The organism is Herbiconiux gentiana (assembly GCF_024978135.1).
Classification (GTDB): Bacteria; Actinomycetota; Actinomycetes; order Actinomycetales; family Microbacteriaceae; genus Herbiconiux; species Herbiconiux gentiana.
Window position 1 is genome coordinate 76117 of the sequence record NZ_JANTEZ010000004.1, and the last position, 17677, is coordinate 93793.

The 17677-nt window shown below is 69.3% G+C and carries 16 protein-coding genes; 4 read left to right on the plus strand and 12 right to left on the minus strand.

What is annotated here, in order from left to right; genetic code table 11:
* Positions 1–12 precede the first annotated feature (12 nt).
* Entirely contained in the window at positions 13–381 is a 369-nt protein-coding gene (locus tag NVV95_RS10765; protein ID WP_194681498.1) for a hypothetical protein, read from the minus strand.
* Complete coding sequence (gene truB, locus NVV95_RS10770; protein ID WP_259486552.1) at positions 378–1379, minus strand: tRNA pseudouridine(55) synthase TruB; 1002 nt, start codon at positions 1377–1379, stop codon at positions 378–380. Before truB ends, NVV95_RS10765 begins: the two co-directional genes overlap by 4 nt.
* Before the next feature lie 40 nt (positions 1380–1419).
* Here truB and NVV95_RS10775 point away from each other — a divergent pair, with 40 nt between their 5' ends.
* From NVV95_RS10775 to NVV95_RS10785, 3 genes are all read left to right on the plus strand, one after another.
* Positions 1420–2034, plus strand: a complete 615-nt coding sequence (locus tag NVV95_RS10775) for a nucleoside/nucleotide kinase family protein (protein ID WP_259486553.1) — start codon at positions 1420–1422, stop codon at positions 2032–2034.
* A 20-nt stretch (positions 2035–2054) separates the two neighbouring features.
* Entirely contained in the window at positions 2055–2987 is a 933-nt protein-coding gene (locus NVV95_RS10780) for an iron-sulfur binding domain-containing protein (RefSeq protein WP_259486554.1), read from the plus strand.
* Between the two features lie 254 nt (positions 2988–3241).
* On the plus strand, positions 3242–4855 hold the full coding sequence (locus tag NVV95_RS10785; RefSeq protein ID WP_259486555.1) for a DUF222 domain-containing protein: 1614 nt from the start codon (positions 3242–3244) through the stop codon (positions 4853–4855).
* Between the two features lie 191 nt (positions 4856–5046).
* On the opposite strand, the gene rbfA is transcribed toward NVV95_RS10785, so the two are convergent.
* From rbfA to NVV95_RS10810, 5 genes are all read right to left on the minus strand, one after another.
* A complete protein-coding gene (gene rbfA / locus NVV95_RS10790) occupies positions 5047–5481 on the minus strand; it encodes a 30S ribosome-binding factor RbfA (protein ID WP_259486556.1) in 435 nt (144 codons plus the stop codon).
* A 116-nt stretch (positions 5482–5597) separates the two neighbouring features.
* On the minus strand, positions 5598–8471 hold the full coding sequence (gene infB, locus NVV95_RS10795; protein WP_259486557.1) for a translation initiation factor IF-2: 2874 nt from the start codon (positions 8469–8471) through the stop codon (positions 5598–5600).
* Between the two features lie 82 nt (positions 8472–8553).
* Positions 8554–8829 (minus strand): YlxR family protein, encoded by a 276-nt coding sequence (locus tag NVV95_RS10800; RefSeq protein WP_259486558.1) that lies wholly within the window; start codon positions 8827–8829, stop codon positions 8554–8556.
* A gap of 53 nt (positions 8830–8882) precedes the next feature.
* Positions 8883–9881, minus strand: coding sequence for a transcription termination factor NusA (gene nusA / locus NVV95_RS10805; protein WP_259486559.1), 999 nt, complete (start codon positions 9879–9881; stop codon positions 8883–8885).
* Positions 9882–9941: 60 nt separating this feature from the next.
* A complete protein-coding gene (locus NVV95_RS10810) occupies positions 9942–11705 on the minus strand; it encodes a proline--tRNA ligase (protein ID WP_259486560.1) in 1764 nt (587 codons plus the stop codon).
* Between the two features lie 161 nt (positions 11706–11866).
* On the opposite strand from NVV95_RS10810, the gene NVV95_RS10815 reads away from it, so the two are divergent.
* Positions 11867–12385, plus strand: a complete 519-nt coding sequence (locus NVV95_RS10815) for a methylated-DNA--[protein]-cysteine S-methyltransferase (protein ID WP_259486561.1) — start codon at positions 11867–11869, stop codon at positions 12383–12385.
* 81 nt (positions 12386–12466) lie between these two features.
* Here NVV95_RS10815 and NVV95_RS10820 read toward each other — a convergent pair whose 3' ends face one another.
* The 5 genes from NVV95_RS10820 to atpA form a co-directional block, all read right to left on the minus strand.
* Positions 12467–13216, minus strand: a complete 750-nt coding sequence (locus NVV95_RS10820) for a YaaA family protein (protein ID WP_259486562.1) — start codon at positions 13214–13216, stop codon at positions 12467–12469.
* Between the two features lie 104 nt (positions 13217–13320).
* Positions 13321–13587, minus strand: coding sequence for a F0F1 ATP synthase subunit epsilon (locus tag NVV95_RS10825; RefSeq protein WP_179548545.1), 267 nt, complete (start codon positions 13585–13587; stop codon positions 13321–13323).
* A gap of 2 nt (positions 13588–13589) precedes the next feature.
* Positions 13590–15053, minus strand: coding sequence for a F0F1 ATP synthase subunit beta (gene atpD, locus NVV95_RS10830; RefSeq protein ID WP_259486563.1), 1464 nt, complete (start codon positions 15051–15053; stop codon positions 13590–13592).
* A gap of 60 nt (positions 15054–15113) precedes the next feature.
* On the minus strand, positions 15114–16016 hold the full coding sequence (locus NVV95_RS10835; RefSeq protein ID WP_259486564.1) for a F0F1 ATP synthase subunit gamma: 903 nt from the start codon (positions 16014–16016) through the stop codon (positions 15114–15116).
* Positions 16017–16018: 2 nt separating this feature from the next.
* Positions 16019–17656, minus strand: coding sequence for a F0F1 ATP synthase subunit alpha (gene atpA, locus NVV95_RS10840; RefSeq protein WP_259486565.1), 1638 nt, complete (start codon positions 17654–17656; stop codon positions 16019–16021).
* Positions 17657–17677 lie beyond the last annotated feature (21 nt).

Genomic DNA, 17677 nt, shown 5'->3' on the forward strand with positions numbered 1-17677 from the left:
TATGGCACCCGGTCAGCTTCCCTGCACGAACCAGATGACGTTCATGCGGTAGACCATCACCGCCACGGCCAGGCAGATCGCGCCGAGGATCACGGTGCTCCAGCGGCTGCGCTCGACGAGCGCCCAGAAGCCCCCGGCGACGGGCAGCAGCACGGCCGAGACGAGGTACACCCAGAACTCGAGCGGGTCGCCGGAAGGGGTGTTGCCGAACGCGGGTGCAGCGATCGCGACCACGAGCTGCACGATCAGCAGCACCTCGACGAGGGCCGTGGCCCCCATGGTCAGGTCGGTGGGCTTGCGGCCGGCGAGGCCGAGCACCACGCACAGGATGCCCGCCAGCACGGCCACGGCGACCTGGACGATCGTGAACCACTCGATCATGCGGGGCCCTCGTTCTCGGTCTCGTGCTGGTGCTCGCCCTCGTACTCGTCCGGCGGGAAGTTGACGATGCTCTTGGCCTTGGTCTTCTCGCGCTGCACGAGGCCGACGAGTCGGCCGGCGGCGGTGATGGCGGCGACGGGGCCGTCGGGCAGCTCGTCGGTCACCCGGATGCGCTGGCCGTGGCCGAGGGCGGCGGTCTCGGCGGCGTCCACGTCGAGCACGGGGAAGAGGGACCGGGCCACGTCGGCCGGCGCGCGGAGCGGGAGCGGTTCGCCCGCCTCGACGAGGGCCTGGAGCTGATCGAGGGGCGGAGCATCCGCCACCTGGAACGGGCCGACCCGGCTGCGTCGCAGACTCGTGAGGTGCCCGCCGACGCCGAGGGCTGCGCCGAGGTCGCGGGCGATGGCGCGCACGTAGGTGCCCGACGAGCAGACGACGCGCACGTCGACGTCGAGCACGGGATGGCCCTCGTCGTCGACGCCGGCCCGGCCCCCGCCGAGCACCTCCAACTCGTCGATCGTGACTGTGCGGCTCTTCAGCACGACGTCCTCGCCGGCGCGCACGCGGGCGTAGGCGCGCTGGCCGTCGACCTTGATGGCGCTGACCGAGCTCGGGATCTGCTCGATGATGCCGCGCTGGGCGTCGAGCGCGCGGTCGATGCTCTCGTCGTCGAGGGCCTCCACGGCGCCGGCGGCGGCCCGCTCGACGAGCTCGCCCTCGCGGTCGTCGGTGGTGGTGCTCGCGCCGAGGCGGATGGTGGCCAGATACTCCTTGTCGAGGCCGACGAGGTAGGTGAGGAGGCGGGTGGAGCTGTTGATGCCGAGGATGAGCAGGCCGGTGGCCATCGGGTCGAGGGTGCCGGCGTGGCCGACCTTGCGGGTCTGGGCGAGGCGGCGGGTGCGGGCGACGACGTCGTGGCTGGTGAAGCCGGCGGGCTTGTCGACGAGGAGGATGCCGCTGGGCGTGGGCTTCTGAGTCTTGTCGGCCGCACTGTTCACGCCTGACACGCTAACAGGTGCGTGAGCGTAGGCTCGGAGCATGGTCGACCCTGCTACTCCCGCGAGCGTCTACGCCGACACGCTGGCTGCCGAGATCCGTCACAACTACCGACTGGGCCGTGTGATCGTGGGGGTCGACGGTGTCGAGCACACCCGTGACTTCGCCGACGAGCTGGCGGCCGCCTTCGCGCGCACGGGCGTCGAAGCGGTGCGGGCCTCGCTCGACGACTTCCAGCGTCCGCGGGCCGAGCGTCTCGCGCTCGGCGAGCACTCGGCCGACGGCTACTACCTCGACCGCTACGACGTGGACACGCTGAAGCGGGTGCTGCTCGAGTCGTTCCGGATGGCCGGCAGCACCGGTTTCCAGACCACTGCCTTCGACGCGGCGCGTGACGTGCCGGCCGAGGCGCGCTGGCTCACGGCTCCGGCCGATGCGGTGCTCGTGCTCGACGGGCCGTTCCTGCAGCGGCCCGGGCTGCGCGGGCAGCTGAACTTCACCGCGTACCTCGAAGGCCGGCACGCCGAGCTGCCGACCGAGGTGCTCGGGGCGGATGCGCTGTACCAGGCCGAGGCGGGGCCGCGGTTCGGGGCGAGTGCGATCGTCGATGTGAGTTCGCCCGAGCATCCGCGTCGCAGCTTCGCCGACAGCTGCTGAGGTCGCTCTAGGCTGGTCGGATGCCCGAACCGACGCCTCTCTCCTCTGCGGCATCCCCCTCGGCTTCCTCGACTGAGTTCTCCCCTTCGGCCTTCTCGACCGCCGTCGTGTCGTGGTTCGCCGTCGCTGCCCGCGACCTGCCGTGGCGCCGACCCGGATTCACGGCCTGGGGCACGCTCGTCAGCGAGTTCATGCTGCAGCAGACGCCGGTGGTGCGGGTGGTGCCGCGGCTGGCAGAGTGGCTGGCGCGCTGGCCCACGCCGGCGTCACTGGCCGCGTCACCCGCGGGGGATGCGGTGCGGGCCTGGCAGTCGCTCGGCTATCCGCGTCGGGCGCTGAACCTGCACGCCTGTGCGGTGGCGATCACCTCGCGCTTCGGCGGGGAGGTGCCGCGCGACGTGCCGTCGCTGCTGTCGCTGCCCGGGGTGGGTGACTACACCGCGCGGGCGGTCGCGGTGTTCGCGTACGGCGATCGGCACCCGGTGGTGGACACGAACATCCGCCGCGTGATCGCTCGAGCCGTCGACGGTGCCCCGGATGCGGCCGCCCCCAACGCCCGCCGCGACCTCCCCGCGATGGCGGCGCTGCTGCCCCCGTCGGACGCCGACGCCGCCCGCTTCAACGCCGGCATGATGGAGCTCGGCGCCCTGGTCTGCACGGCCCGTGCGCCGCGCTGCTCCTCCTGCCCGGTCGCCGACCTCTGCGCCTGGCGGGCGGCGGCCTACCCCTCCGCCCCCGTCGCCCGCCGGCCGGTGCAGAAGAAGTACGAGGGCTCGGACCGCCAGGCGCGCGGCATCGTGCTGGGAGTCCTGCGCGCGTCGGACGACCCGGTCCCCCACACCGCCCTCGCCGAGGCCCTCCCCGACCCCGCGCGCCTCGGCCGCGCCCTCGCCGGCCTCCTGGCCGACGGCCTCCTGGTGACCCCCGCCGCCGATCTCTACGCCCTCCCCTGACCTCTCGTCTCCTGTCGACCAACTCCGACGACCTTCACGGCCCCGTGTCCTCGTGACCCACTCCGACGACCTGCACGCTCTCACCTGACCTCTCGCGTCTCCTGCCGCACTCGCAAGGCGACCCATGCCCCTCGTCGGCAAGCGCGGAGCGCGCGGCAGCCACCCGGGTGCTGCCGCGCGCTCCGCGCTTGCCCTCGATGATCAGGGCCGGGTCACGAAGTCCAATGTCGGTGGTCTCTGGTTGACTTATCCTCATGAACAATTCGTCGGTCGTCTTCGCCGAGACCCCTGCCTACGATGCCCCGCTCATCGACTCGCTTGGTGCTCAGTTCGACGCGGCGATCCAGGATGTCCGAGCCGCCGACGCGGCCATCGCCGCCGCCGAGGCACTGCGCGTCCGCCGGCTGGCACGCGTGGCCGAACTCTCATCGCTGATGTCCCAGTCCGACGGCAGCGCCGCCACCGCCGCAGGCCGCGAGTGGGCCCGCCGCCGCCTCGTGACCGAGATCGCCTGCGCGACGAAGCGCAGCGAACGCACGACAGCCCGCCTGATCGACGACAGCGAGCACCTGGTCGGCGCCTTCCCAAAGACGCTCTCCCGGCTCTCGTCGGGTGCCATCTCCTACGCCCACGCCAAGTCGCTCGTCGCGCACGCCCTGACAATCCCGGCCGAAGCACGAGCCTCGTTCGAGCGCGACGTCCTCCCCCACGCCGAGGCACTCCCGGCCCACCGCTTCGACGACCGCGCCCGCCGCCTGCGCGAGCGCCTGCACCCCGAATCGATCATCACCCGCACCAAAGCGGCACTCGACGAGCGCTACGTCTCGGTCACGCCCGAATGCGACGGAATGGCCACCATCCTCCACCACCTCCCCGCGGTCGACGCCCTGGCCATCGACGACCTCATCGACCGCGTCGCACGCGCCGACCGCGCCAACCGCGCGGCCGCCTCCGCCGCTTCCGACGCTGCCCGCGCCGGACACTCCGACGGCCTCGATGTCTCTGATGTCCCCGATATCCCCGATGTCCCCGACAACGACACGCGCACCCACGCGCAGCGCAGGTCCGACGCCCTCACCGACCTCATCCTCGCCCGCCGCGACCGCCCGGGCTTCATGCCGACGGTTCTCATCACAATGGCGGCGACGACCTTCTCAGGATCCGACGACTCCCCCGCCTCCCTCCACGGCTACGGCCCCATCGACCCCGCCACGGCCCGCCGCCTCGCGCGTCACGCCCCCACCCACCTCCGTGCGTCCACCCCCGCTCCCGACGCCACCTCCCCGTCACCACCCACCATCGTGACGCGCCACCGCACCCGCGCCCACATCCACACCGGATCACCGCCCGCAGATCCCCCCATCGACGCCTCGCCACGCCGCGCCACCCGCACGGGCACCCCGACCGGCCCCGCGATCATCGAGAGCGACACCACCAACCCGACGACCACGTCACCAGCCTTTGTTCTCGACACGACTGTCCACCCCGAAGCGCCCGCCGACTCGCGCGACCGCGACCGCGACCGCGAAGCCGAAAACCGCTACAGCGCCTCATCCGTCGTGCGCACCGTGCTCACCCTGCTCGACGAGACCTGCCGCTTCCCCGGCTGCGGCCGCCGAGCCGACCGCTGCGAGCTCGACCACACCCACGCCTGGAGCGAGGGCGGCCGCACCACCCCCGACAACCTCGCGCACCTCTGCTCCCGTCACCACCACCTCAAGCACGAGGGCGGCTGGCACGTCACCCCCTCCCACGACGGCACCCGCACCCTCACCTGGACGAGCCCCCGCGGCGCCCGCTACACGACCCACCCCGAACACCGCGCCCTGGCCGCCCCCAACCCCGACCCCGACCCGCCACCCTTCTAACCCTTCGTTCTTCCGCGCGCCGAGCGCCAGCACACAACCATGCCCTCCCGCGGCGGTCTACCGCCGGCCTGACGCGACCGCCGGTCGCGCCCCAACCGACATCAGACACCCGTGCCCTCCCGCGCCGCCGAAACGACGAATGGCCCCATCTCTCGCGAGACAGGGCCACTCGAACATCGGCGCGCAAGGAACTAGTCCTCCTCGATCACCTTCGGCTTCACGTACGGGTCCTCGTCGCCGGCGTACTGCGCCTTCTTCGCCAGACCCTCCACCGCGGCGTCCCGCGCCCGCGCCTCGGCGAGCAGGTCGTCGAGCACCTTCGCGTTCTCGGGCAGCGCATCGGCGATGAACTCGAGCGACGGCGTGAGCCGCGCAGTGATGTTCTTGCCGACCTCGCTGCGGAGCATCCCGGTCGCCGACTTCAAAGCAGCGGCCGAGTCGGCCCGCTCGCGGTCGTCGCCGTACACCGTGTAGAAGATCGACGCGTGCTGCAGGTCACCCGTCACCCGCACATCCGTGATGGTGACGAAACCGAGCCGGGGATCTTTGATGCCCTTCTCGAGCCGCTTCGCCACGATGACCTTGATTCGGTCCGCCATCTTGGCGGCACGTGCCGGATCAGCCATGAACATCCCTCTTTCTGCCTGTGGCATCTCTGCCGGTGGGACTGGATATGAGAGGAGGAGTGATGCGACACCAGGCCGCACCACTCCTCCGTCAGCTCACGCTGCTCTAGCGAACGCTAGACGCGCGGCTTCTCCTTCATCTCGATCGTCTCGATCTCGTCGCCGATCTGGATGTCGTTGAACTTACCGAGACCGATACCGGCCTCGAAGTCCGTCCGCACCTCGGTGACGTCGTCCTTGAAGCGACGCAGCGACTCGATGGCCAGGTTGTCCCCGACCACGACACCCTCGCGGATGACACGCGCCTTGGCGTTTCGCGTGATCGTTCCCGACCGCACGATGACACCGGCGATGTTGCCGAACTTCGAGGAGCGGAAGATCTCGCGGATCTCCGCGACACCCGACTGCACCTCTTCGAACTCCGGCTTCAGCATGCCCTTCAGCGACGACTCGATGTCGTCGAGCGCGTTGTAGATGACCGAGTAGAACCGGATGTCCACACCCTCGCGAGCGGCGCGCTCGCGCGCCTTCGTGTCGGGACGCACGTTGAAGCCGATGATGATGGCGTTGTCGACCGTGGCGAGGTTGACGTCGCTCTCGGTGACCGCACCCACACCGCGGTGGATGATTCGGAGCTGAACGCTGTCATCGACCTCGATCTTGAGCAGCGACTCCTCGAGTGCCTCGACGGCACCGGAGACGTCACCCTTGATGATGAGGTTGAGCGCTTCGACCTTGCCCTCTTCGAGTGCACGGGTGAAGTCCTCGAGCGAGATGCGCTTGCGAGCCTTGGCCAGCGAGGCGTTGCGCTCGGCGGCTTCACGCTTCTCAGCGATCTGACGCGCGGTGCGGTCCTCCTCGGTGACGAGGAAGGTGTCACCGGCGCGCGGGACACTCGAGAGGCCCTGCACCTGCACCGGACGCGACGGGGTCGCCTCGGTGACGGTCTCGCCGTTCTCGTCGACCATCGCACGGACACGGCCGTAAGCCGTTCCCGCCACGATCGCGTCACCGACCCGGAGCGTTCCGGACTGGATGAGCACCGTCGCGACCGCACCGCGGCCCTTGTCGAGCTTGGCTTCGATCGCCACGCCGCGCGCATCCTTGTTCGGGTTGGCCCGCAGGTCGAGACCGGCGTCGGCGGTGAGGAGCACCGCATCGAGCAGGTCCTGGATGCCGATGTCGTTGCGAGCGGACACGTCGACGAACATGACGTCTCCGCCGTACTCCTCGGCGACCAGGTTGTACTCGGTGAGCTGCTGACGCACCTTGGCCGGGTTGGCGTCGGGCTTGTCGATCTTGTTGACCGCGACCACGATCGGCACGTTGGCCGCCTGGGCGTGGTTCAGCGCCTCGATCGTCTGCGGCATGATGCCGTCGTCGGCCGCCACCACGAGGATCGCGATGTCGGTGACCTGGGCACCACGAGCACGCATGGCGGTGAACGCCTCGTGACCGGGGGTGTCGATGAAGGTGATCGGACGCTCGATGCCCTCGTGCTCGGTGACCACCTGGTACGCACCGATGTGCTGGGTGATGCCACCGGCCTCGCCCGCCACGACGTTCGCATTGCGGATGGCGTCGAGCAGTCGCGTCTTACCGTGGTCGACGTGACCCATGACGGTGACGACCGGGGGACGGATCTCCAGGTCTTCGTCGGTCTCGTCTTCCAACTCCTGGTCGAGGTCGATGTCGAAGCCCTCGAGCAGCTCGCGGTCCTCTTCCTCCGGCGACACGATCATGATCTTGTAGCCGAGCTCTTCGCCGAGCACCTGGAAGGTGGCCTCGTCGAGCGACTCGGTCGCCGTGGCCATCTCACCGAGGTGGAACAGCACGGTCACCAGGTTGCCGGGGCTCGCGTCGATCTTGTCGGCGAAGTCGGTGATGGATGCACCGCGGCGCAGTCGCACTACCGTGTTGCCGTCACCGCGGGGAACGCTGACGCCGCCCAGCGACGGGGCTTCGCGCAGCTCGAATTCGGCCCTCTTCGTCCGCTTGGACTTGCGGGCCTTGCTCTTACCGCCACCGCGACCGAACGCACCGGCGGTTCCACCACCGGGGCCACGGCCACGACCGCCGGCACCCGGACGCGGCGCGAAGCCGCCGGGGGCACCACCGGGACGGAACCCGGGCGAACCGGGAGCCGGACGAGCGCCACCACCCTGCGGGGCGCCGGGACGGAAGCCCGCACCGGTGCCGGGACGCTGGAAGCCCGTGGGGCGAGGAGCACCCGGACGGGGCGAACCCGGACGGGGAGCGCTCGGACGGGGAGCTCCGGGACGCGGGATGGCGCCACCGGCACCACCGCCCGAACCGGTGCGGCCCATGCCCTGCTGGCTGGCGAAGGGGTTGTTGCCGGGGCGCGGAGCGCCGGGGCGCTGCATGCCCTGCTGGCTGGCGAACGGGTTGTTGCCCGGGCGCGGGATTCCGGGGCGCGGGCCGCCGGGGCGGGGCGCAGCCGAGTCACCGGATGCCGGAGCAGCCGGGGCGGCGGAAGCCGAACCGGGAGCGGCCGGAGCCGCCGAGCCCGAGCCCGATGCCGCGGGGGCGTCGGTGGACGACTTGGGAGCAGCCGGAGCAGCCGGAGCGGCTGCGGACGGGGCCGCCGGAGCGGACGCGGCAGCGCGCTCGGCCGGGGCCGGAGCAGCGGCGGGTGCAGCAGGCGCGGCGGAAGCCGGCGTCGAGCCACGACCGGCCGACGGGCCGGGAGCCGGAGCGCCGGGACGCGCACCGCCCGGACGAGGCCCGGACGACGACCGCGGAGCAGCCGAGGAGCCCGCACCGGGAGTCGGAGCAGACGATCCGCCCGACGCGGTCGAACCCGCGCCGGCCTTGATCAGTGCCTCTTTGAGGCGACGAGCCACGGGGGGCTCGATGCTCGACGAGGGGCCCTTGACGAACTGACCCATCTCTTTGAGCGTCGCAAGGGCGACCTTGCTGTCGACACCGAGCTCGGCGGCGACTTCATGTACACGTGGTTTTGCAGCCACAATTCTCCTGTCTGGATGGCCCACCCAGACAGGGCAGGCCGTTAGTAGCGGACGGGTCTCATTTCGAGCCGCTCATCAGTTGTCACTCATGGTTCACGGTGCCGTTCAGCCTGTTCTCTAATGTTGTCGTCTCGAGTGCTCCGTCCACCCGGAGCGCACGCCCGAAAGCGCGACGCGAGACCGCGAGGTGGAAGCACGCGAGTGTCGGATGCAACCAGGCGCCTCGCCCGGGAAGAGTGGCCGTCTCGTCGACGACCAGTTCCTGTCCCACAGGGACAGACTCCCTGGCAACGACCCTCAGCAAAGAGGACCGTGAGGCGCGCGCACGACATCCGACGCACGTTCTAACGGGTTCCATGGTACTCCATATTCCCGGGGCGACAGTCGGCTGCCGCTCCGGAAGCGCCCCGATCAGTCGCCGTCGAGGATGCTGTCGGGCTGGATGTCGATCTTCGCACCCGTGAGCTTCGCGGCGAGTCGGGCGTTCTGGCCCTCCTTGCCGATCGCCAGCGAGAGCTGGTAGTCGGGCACGAGCGCCCGCACGGCCTTGGTGGCCTGATCGATCACGAAGGCACTCGACACCTTGGCGGGCGAGAGCGCGTTCGCGACGAAGGTCGGCAGGTCCTCCGAGTAGTCGACGATGTCGATCTTCTCGGCACCGAGCTCCGACGTGACGGCACGCACGCGCTGCCCCAGTTCGCCGATGCAGGCGCCCTTGGCGTTCACACCGGGCTCGGTGGCGCGCACCGCGATCTTGGTGCGGTGACCCGCTTCGCGAGCGAGCGAGACGATCTCGACGACGCCCGAGGCGATCTCGGGCACCTCGAGCGCGAAGAGCTTGCGCACGAGCGAGGGGTGCGTGCGCGACACGGTGATCGCCGGGCCCTTCGGCCCCTTGGCCACGCTCGTGACGTAGACGCGGATGCGCGACCCGTGCGCGTAGTCCTCGCCCGGAACCTGCTCCTCCGGAGGCATGATCGCCTCGATGGTGCCGAGATCGACGTGGATCATCCGCGGGTTCGGGCCCTGCTGGATGACACCGGCGACGATGTCGCCCTCGCGGCCCTTGAACTCGCCGAGCACCTTGTCGTCGCCGATGTCGCGCAGCCGCTGGTTGATGACCTGCTTGGCGGCGAAGGCGGCGATGCGCCCGAAGTCGCTGGGGTTCTCCTCGGCCTCGCCGATGACGACACCGTCTTCATCGAGCTCGGGCACGAAGATGCCGATGTGGCCGGTCTTGCGGTCGAGGTGCACGCGAGCGGAGTCGGTGCCGTCCTCCGTGGTGGCCGGACGGTCGGTGTGCTTGAGGAACGCGGTCAGGATCGCCTGCTCGATGATTCCCACGAGTTCCTCGAAGGGAATCTCTCGTTCACGCTCCAAGAGGCGTAAGACGCTGAGGTCGATGTCCACTTCCGGCCTCCTCTGTTCAGATCTGTCACCGCCGATGTCTCCGGCGGTCAAACGAAAAGACTACCCGAAGCTTTCGGCGACGTCATCCAGAGCGACCTGGGTGCGCTCCCCCGACGCCCGATCCCACAGCTCCACGACGCCGTCGGCGACCCCTCGGCCCACGATCACGATGCGCGGCACGCCGATCAGCTCGGCGTCGCCGAACTTCACTCCGGGGCTCACCTTGGGGCGGTCGTCGAAGAGCACCTCGAGGCCCTTCGCCTCGAGGTCGGAGACGACCGACTCGGCGGCCTGGTAGACCGCCTCGTCTTTCCCGGTGGCGATGACGTGCACGTCGAAGGGCGCGACCGAGGGCGGCCAGATCAGCCCCTTCTCGTCGTTGTTGAGCTCGGCGATGATGGCCAGGATGCGCGTGACGCCGATGCCGTAGGAGCCCATCGTCACCGTGACGAGCTTGCCGTTCTCGTCGAGCACCTTGAGGCCGAGGGCCTCGGCGTACTTGCGACCGAGCTGGAAGACGTGACCGATCTCCATGCCGCGAGCCAGCTCGACCGGGCCGGAGCCGTCGGGAGCGGGGTCTCCCGCTCGCACCTCGGCCACCTCGACGGCGCCGTCGGCCCTGAAGTCGCGCCCGGCGACGAGGCCGAAGACGTGCTTGCCGTGCACGTTGGCCCCGGTGATCCAACCGGTGCCGTCGACCACCCTCGGGTCGACGACATAGCGGATGCCCGTGCTCGACTCCTCGCCGAGAACCGCACCCTCGGGCGACCAGGGCCCGATGTAGCCCTTGACGAGCCCCGGGTTCTTCGCGAAGTCGGCCTCGGTGGCGGCCTCGACCTCCGCGGGAGCGAAGGCGACCTCGGCCCGCTTCAGGTCGACCTCGCGGTCACCGGGCAGGCCGACGACGACGACCTCGCGCGTGCCGTCGAGGTTCACCAGCGCGAGCACCACGTTCTTCAGGGTGTCGGCCGCCGTCCACGACCGGCCGTCGGGGCGGGGGTGGGATTCGTTCGCCGCGTCGACCAGCGTCTGGATGGTGGGCGTCTCGGGGGTGTCGTGAACCTCGGCCGGCGTGAGACCCTCGAACGAGCGGGGCTCGGGCGCGAGGGTGGTGAACGCCTCGACGTTCGCCGCGTAGCCGCCGGCCGACCGCACGAAGGTGTCTTCGCCGACGGGGGTGGGGTGCAGGAACTCCTCGCTCTTTGAGCCGCCCATCGCTCCGGCGTCGGCCTTGACGATCGCGTATTCGAGCCCGAGGCGGGTGAAGATGCGCTCGTAGGCGTCGCGCTGCGCCTGGTAGCTCGCGTCGAGCCCGGCGTCGGTGTAGTCGAACGAGTACGCGTCTTTCATGGTGAACTCGCGCCCGCGCAGCAGGCCGGCGCGGGGGCGGGCCTCGTCGCGGTACTTGTCCTGGATCTGGTAGATCGACAGGGGCAGGTCTTTGTAGCTGTTGTAGAGGTCTTTCACGAGCAGGGTGAAGACCTCCTCGTGCGTGGGCGCGAGCACGTAGCCCGCGTCCTTGCGGTCGGAGAGCCGGAACATGCCGGGCCCGTACTCGGTGTAGCGCCCGGTGACCTCGTAGGGCTCCTTGGGCAGCAGGGCCGGGAAGTGCACCTCGAAGGCTCCGGCGGCCTCCATCTCCTCGCGGATGACCGCCTCGATCTTCGCCTTCACCCGCAGCCCGAGCGGCAGCCAGGCGAAGATGCCCGGCGCCTGGCGACGGATGTAGCCGGCGCGGACGAGCAGCACGTGGCTCGCGACCTCGGCGTCGGAGGGCGATTCCCGCAGCGTGCGGAGGAAGTAGTTGGACAAGCGAGTAGGCACGCACCGAGTCTAGCCAGCGCGGCACGAACGCTCACATCGCGGGCGGGGCTGTGCACAACTCCCCCGTTATCCCTTCTACACAGAGCAGCGGATGCCCGTCCCTGTCCACAGATCGCCCCGCGACCCCGCGCGGCCCGACGAGGGCGTCCTACCCTCACCGCATGGACACTCTGACTCAGCAGCGGGCCGCCGCACCGTTCCTGCAACGCTGCACGACCCCGATCGGCCGGGTCGAGGTGGTCAGCGACGGAGAAGCGGTCACCCGGGTGGCGCTCGAGGCAGCCGGAGCACTGCCGCACGACGGCCTGGTGTTCGACTCCGACACCGTCGCCGACGAGGCGATCGCGCAGCTGCTCGACTACTTCGAAGGCAGCCGCAAGCGCTTCACGGTGCCGCTGGCGCACCGCGGCACGCCCTTCCAGGTCGCGGTCTGGCAGGAGCTCGCGGCGCTCGGCTGGGGCGAGCCGACCGACTACGGCGCGATCGCGCGCGCGGTCGGCAAGGTCGGCGCCGGGCGCGCCGTCGGCGGTGCGGTGGCGCTGAACCCGACGCCGTTGCTCGTCGGCTGCCACCGGGTGCTCTCGGTCGCCGGCCGCATCACCGGCTGGAGCCACGGAGAGGGGGTGCCGACCAAGGCCTGGCTCCTGTCCCACGAATCCATCGCCTTCGCGGCCGGCTGATGGCGATGACCTTGACCGCCACGGACAGGGCCACGACCACCGCCACGGCCACGGCCACGGCCACGGCCACCCTGAACCGCGTCAGACCTCGAGCACCAGTTCGCCCGACGCGGCGAGCGAGAGACGGTGTCCGGTCGCGCTCCCCCAGGCGATCAGCTCGTCCACCTCCGCGAAGTCGGTACCGTGCTGCACGAGTGCGCGCACCAGCTCGCCCTTGCCCTTCTTGTTGAAGTGGTTCAGGGCCCGCGTGACGCCGTCTGGCCCTTCGCTAACCACCCGCAGGAAGTGGGAACGGGAGACTGCGGGAGGTACGGGGCCGAGATGCACGTAGGCCTCCGAGCGCAGGTCGAGCACGAGTTCGTCGCGGTGGGCCAGCAGGGCCTTCGAGACGGGGGCGCTCCACGTCGCCTTGAGGCTGTCGCCCTCGAGTCGGGAGTCGTGCGAGAGCCGGTACGCCGGCACCGGGTCTCCCGCACCGACGAGGCCGAACAGCGCCGAGTGGATGCGCACGTGCCGCGCGGCGAAGGCGCGGGCCGCGGCGTCGAGCGACGGCGCGTCGAGGGCCTCGTACAGCACACCCGTGTAGCGGTCCATCGCGGGCATCGTAGGTGAGGAGGTGAGAGCGCGGTTGCGATCGACCTCCGAGGCGAGCTTCGGGCCGAGCTTGAGGCGCCGCAGCGACTCCTCTCGGTCACGGCTGAGCTGCTTCAGGCGCCGCACCGTGGCGCGCCGGGTTGGCGTCAGGGTCGGATGCGAGAGCAACGCCAGATCGAGGGCGGGGCCGTCTCCCCCGTCGTGCTTGGTCTCCGAGGGCGGGAGCAGGACGAGCATCCGGAGCCTTTCTGGGCGACTGGGCAGCTGAGGAACTGCGAGGAGGAAAACACGAAGGCCGCCGCCCCACTCACGAGGAGCAGGGACGGCGGCCTTCGAGGGAACTACTTGATCAGCTCGGCGTCGCGCGCCACGATCGTGACGGTGTCGTTCTCGACCGAGAGGAACCCGTCGTCGGCACGAGCGACCAGGCGCTCTCCGCTCGTCGCGTTCACACGCACCTCGCCCGCGGCGAGGATCGCGAGCATCGGCTCGTGACCGGCCAGGATGCCGATCTCGCCCTCGACGGTCTTGGCGACCACCATCGAGGCCTCGCCGGCCCAGATCTGCTGGTCGGCCGAGACGACGCTGACGTTCAGAGGACGAGCCATGATCAGCCGTTCTCCTTCTGGATCTGAGCCCACTTCTCCTCGACGTCGGTGATCGGGCCGACGTTGAAGAACGCCTGCTCCGCCACGTGGTCGAACTCGCCCTTGGTGATCGCGTCGAACGACTCGATCGTGTCCTTCAGCGGAACCGTGGAACCCTCGACACCGGTGAACTTCTTCGCCATGTAGGTGTTCTGCGACAGGAACTGCTGGATGCGGCGAGCCCGCGACACGGTGATCTTGTCTTCCTCGGAGAGCTCGTCGACACCGAGGATCGCGATGATCTCCTGCAGCTCCTTGTTCTTCTGCAGGATCTGCTTCACGTTGGTCGCGACACGGTAGTGGTCTGCGCCCAAGTACCGCGGGTCCATGATGCGCGAGGTCGAGGTGAGCGGGTCGATGGCCGGGTAGAGGCCTTTCGACGCGATCTCACGCGACAGCTCGGTGGTGGCGTCGAGGTGCGCGAACGTGGTCGCCGGAGCCGGGTCGGTGTAGTCGTCGGCCGGCACGTAGATCGCCTGCAGCGAGGTGATCGAGTGACCACGCGTCGAGGTGATGCGCTCCTGAAGCACACCCATCTCGTCGGCGAGGTTCGGCTGGTAGCCCACTGCGGACGGCATGCGGCCGAGCAGCGTCGACACCTCGGAGCCCGCCTGCGTGAAGCGGAAGATGTTGTCGATGAACAGCAGCACGTCCTGGTTCTGCACGTCGCGGAAGTACTCCGCCATCGTCAGGGCCGACAGGGCGACACGAAGACGCGTTCCCGGCGGCTCGTCCATCTGGCCGAAGACGAGGGCGGTCTTGTCGAAGACGCCCGCCTCCTCCATCTCGGCGATGAGGTCGTTGCCCTCACGGGTGCGCTCACCGACACCGGCGAACACCGACACACCACCGTGGTCCTGGGCCACGCGCTGGATCATCTCCTGGATGAGGACCGTCTTGCCGACGCCCGCACCACCGAAGAGTCCGATCTTTCCACCCTGCACGTAGGGGGTCAGGAGGTCGATCGACTTGATGCCGGTCTCGAAGAGGTTGGTCTTCGACTCGAGCTGGTCGAACGCCGGGGGCTTGCGGTGGATGGGCCAGCGCTCGGTGATCTCGATGGTCTCACCGGGGGCGGCGTTCAGCACGTCGCCGATCACGTTGAAGACCTTGCCCTTGGTGACGTCGCCGACCGGAACCGAGATGGCGGCACCAGTGTCGCGCACCTCCTGGCCGCGGACGAGGCCGTCGGTGGGGTTCAGGGCGATGGCGCGCACGAGGTCGTCACCGAGGTGCTGAGCGACCTCGAGCGTGATCTCGGTGCGGTTCTCACCGATCGAGATGGTGGTCTTGAGGGCGTTGTAGACCTCGGGGATGGAGTCGTGCGGGAACTCGATGTCGACCACCGGACCCGTGACGCGCGCGATGCGGCCGACGCCCGCGGGCGTTCCCTCCGCCTGTGCCGGCGCGATGACAGTGTCAGTCATTGTGCTCTCTCTTCTTTGTGTCTACTGGAGTCTGGGTTGATGTGGCGAAGGCCGCGACGCCTACTTGGCGGTTGCCAGGGCGTCGGCCCCGCCGACGATCTCGGAGATCTGCTGCGTGATCTCGGACTGACGGGCGTTGTTGGCCAGACGGGTGAAATCGCGGATCAGGTTGTCGGCGTTGTCGCTGGCCGACTTCATGGCCTTCTGACGCGCGGCGTGCTCGGCGGCGGCCGACTGCAGCATCGCGTTGAAAATGCGGCTCTCGACGTAGATCGGCAGCAGCGCATCCAGCACCGTGGCGGCGTCGGGCTCGAACTCGTACAGCGGGTAGACCTCGTTCGACGGCTCGACGGGGGCTTCGCCCTCGACGATCTCGAGCGGGAGCAGACGCACGACCTCGGGAACCTGGCTGACCATGCTCACGAAGCGGTTGTACACGAGGTGGATCTCGTCGACCCCACCCTCCTGGTCGTCGAGGTTGTAGGCCTCGACGACGGCGTCCGCGATCTCCTTCGCCGTCTCGAACTGGGGCTGATCCGTTCCACCCGTCCAGGCCTGGACGCTCGCGCGCTTGCGGAAGCTGAAGTAGCCCACCGCCTTGCGCCCGACGAGGTAGAAGATGACCTTCTTGCCCTCGCTCCGCAGGAGCTCGGCGAGCTGCTCCGCCTCCTTCAGGATCGAGGAGGAGAACGCACCCGCGAGACCGCGGTCGGAGGTGAAGATCACCACGGCGGCGGTGTCGAGCTTCTCCCGCTCGCTGGTCAGCGGGTGGTCGACGTTGGAGTACGTCGCCACGGCCGAGACCGCACGCGTGATGGCCCTGGAGTACGGGGCCGAGGCGGCCACGCGCTGCTGCGCCTTCTGGATGCGCGAGGCGGAGATCAGCTCCATCGCCCTCGTGATCTTCTTGGTCGTCTGGGCCGATTTAATCCTCGACCGATAGACCCTGAGCTGAGCGCCCATGCTTAGCGGCGACCCTTCACGATCTTCTCCTGGCCGACGTCGGCCTTGTCGGTCGCCTGGAACTGCTCCTTGCCCACCGAGGCGAGCGGCTTGCCCTCACCCGTCTGGAACTCGAGCTTGAACTGGTCGACCGCCTTGTCGAGCGCGGCAGCGGTGTCGTCGTCGAGCTTGTTGGTCTCGCGCAGCGTGGTGAGGATGTCGGTCGTGCGACCGACGTACTCGAGCAACTCGGCCTCGAAGCGCAGGATGTCCTCGACCGGGACCTCGTCGAGCTTGCCCTTGGTGCCGGCCCAGATCGAGACGACCTGCTGCTCGACGGGGAACGGCGAGTACTGCGGCTGCTTCAGCAGCTCGGTGAGGCGGGCGCCTCGGGCGAGCTGACGACGCGACGCGGCGTCGAGGTCGGAGGCGAACATCGCGAAGGCCTCGAGCGAGCGGTACTGCGCGAGCTCGAGCTTCAGCGTTCCGGAGACCGACTTGATCGACTTGACCTGGGCGTCGCCACCGACTCGCGAGACCGAGATGCCGACGTCGACAGCGGGGCGCTGGTTGGCGTTGAACAGGTCGGACTGCAGGAAGATCTGGCCGTCGGTGATCGAGATCACGTTGGTGGGGATGTACGCCGAGACGTCGTTCGCCTTGGTCTCGATGATCGGCAGACCGGTCATCGATCCGGCGCCCAGCTCATCGGACAGCTTGGCGCAACGCTCGAGCAGACGCGAGTGCAGGTAGAACACGTCACCGGGGTACGCCTCGCGTCCCGGCGGCCGACGGAGCAGCAGCGACACGGCGCGGTAGGCCTCGGCCTGCTTCGACAGGTCGTCGAAGATGATCAGGACGTGCTTGCCGCCGTACATCCAGTGCTGGCCGATGGCCGAGCCGGTGTAGGGGGCGAGGTACTTGAAGCCGGCGGGGTCGGAGGCCGGGGACGCCACGATGGTGGTGTACTCCATGGCTCCGGCGTCTTCCAGGGCGCCGCGCACCGAGGCGATGGTCGAACCCTTCTGGCCGATCGCGACGTAGATGCAGCGCACCTGCTTGTCGACGTCGCCCGAGTCCCAGTTGGCCTTCTGGTTGATGATCGTGTCGATCGCGATGGCCGTCTTACCGGTCTGGCGGTCGCCGATGATGAGCTGGCGCTGGCCACGGCCGATCGGGATCATGGCGTCGATCGCCTTGATGCCGGTCTGCATGGGCTCGTGCACGCTCTTGCGGGCCATGACGCCGGGGGCCTGGAGCTCGAGCTCGCGGCGACCCTCAGCAGCGATCTCGCCGAGACCGTCGATCGGGTTGCCGAGCGGGTCGACGACGCGGCCGAGGTAGGCGTCGCCCACGGGCACCGAGAGGACCTCGCCGGTGCGGGTGACCTCCTGGCCCTCCTCGATGCCGGTGAACTCGCCGAGCACGATGACACCGATCTCGTCCTCGTCGAGGTTCTGGGCGAGGCCCAGGGTGCCGTCGGCGAAGCGAATCAGCTCGTTGGCCATGACGCCGGGCAGACCCTCGACGTGGGCGATGCCGTCGGCGGCGTCGATGACGTAGCCGACCTCGGTCGTGCTGGCCTTGCCGGGCTCGTAGGCGGCGACGAAGTCTTTGAGAGCGTCGCGGATCTCATCGGGGCGGATCGTAAGTTCAGCCATCGTTTTCCCTTTTCTGATGGG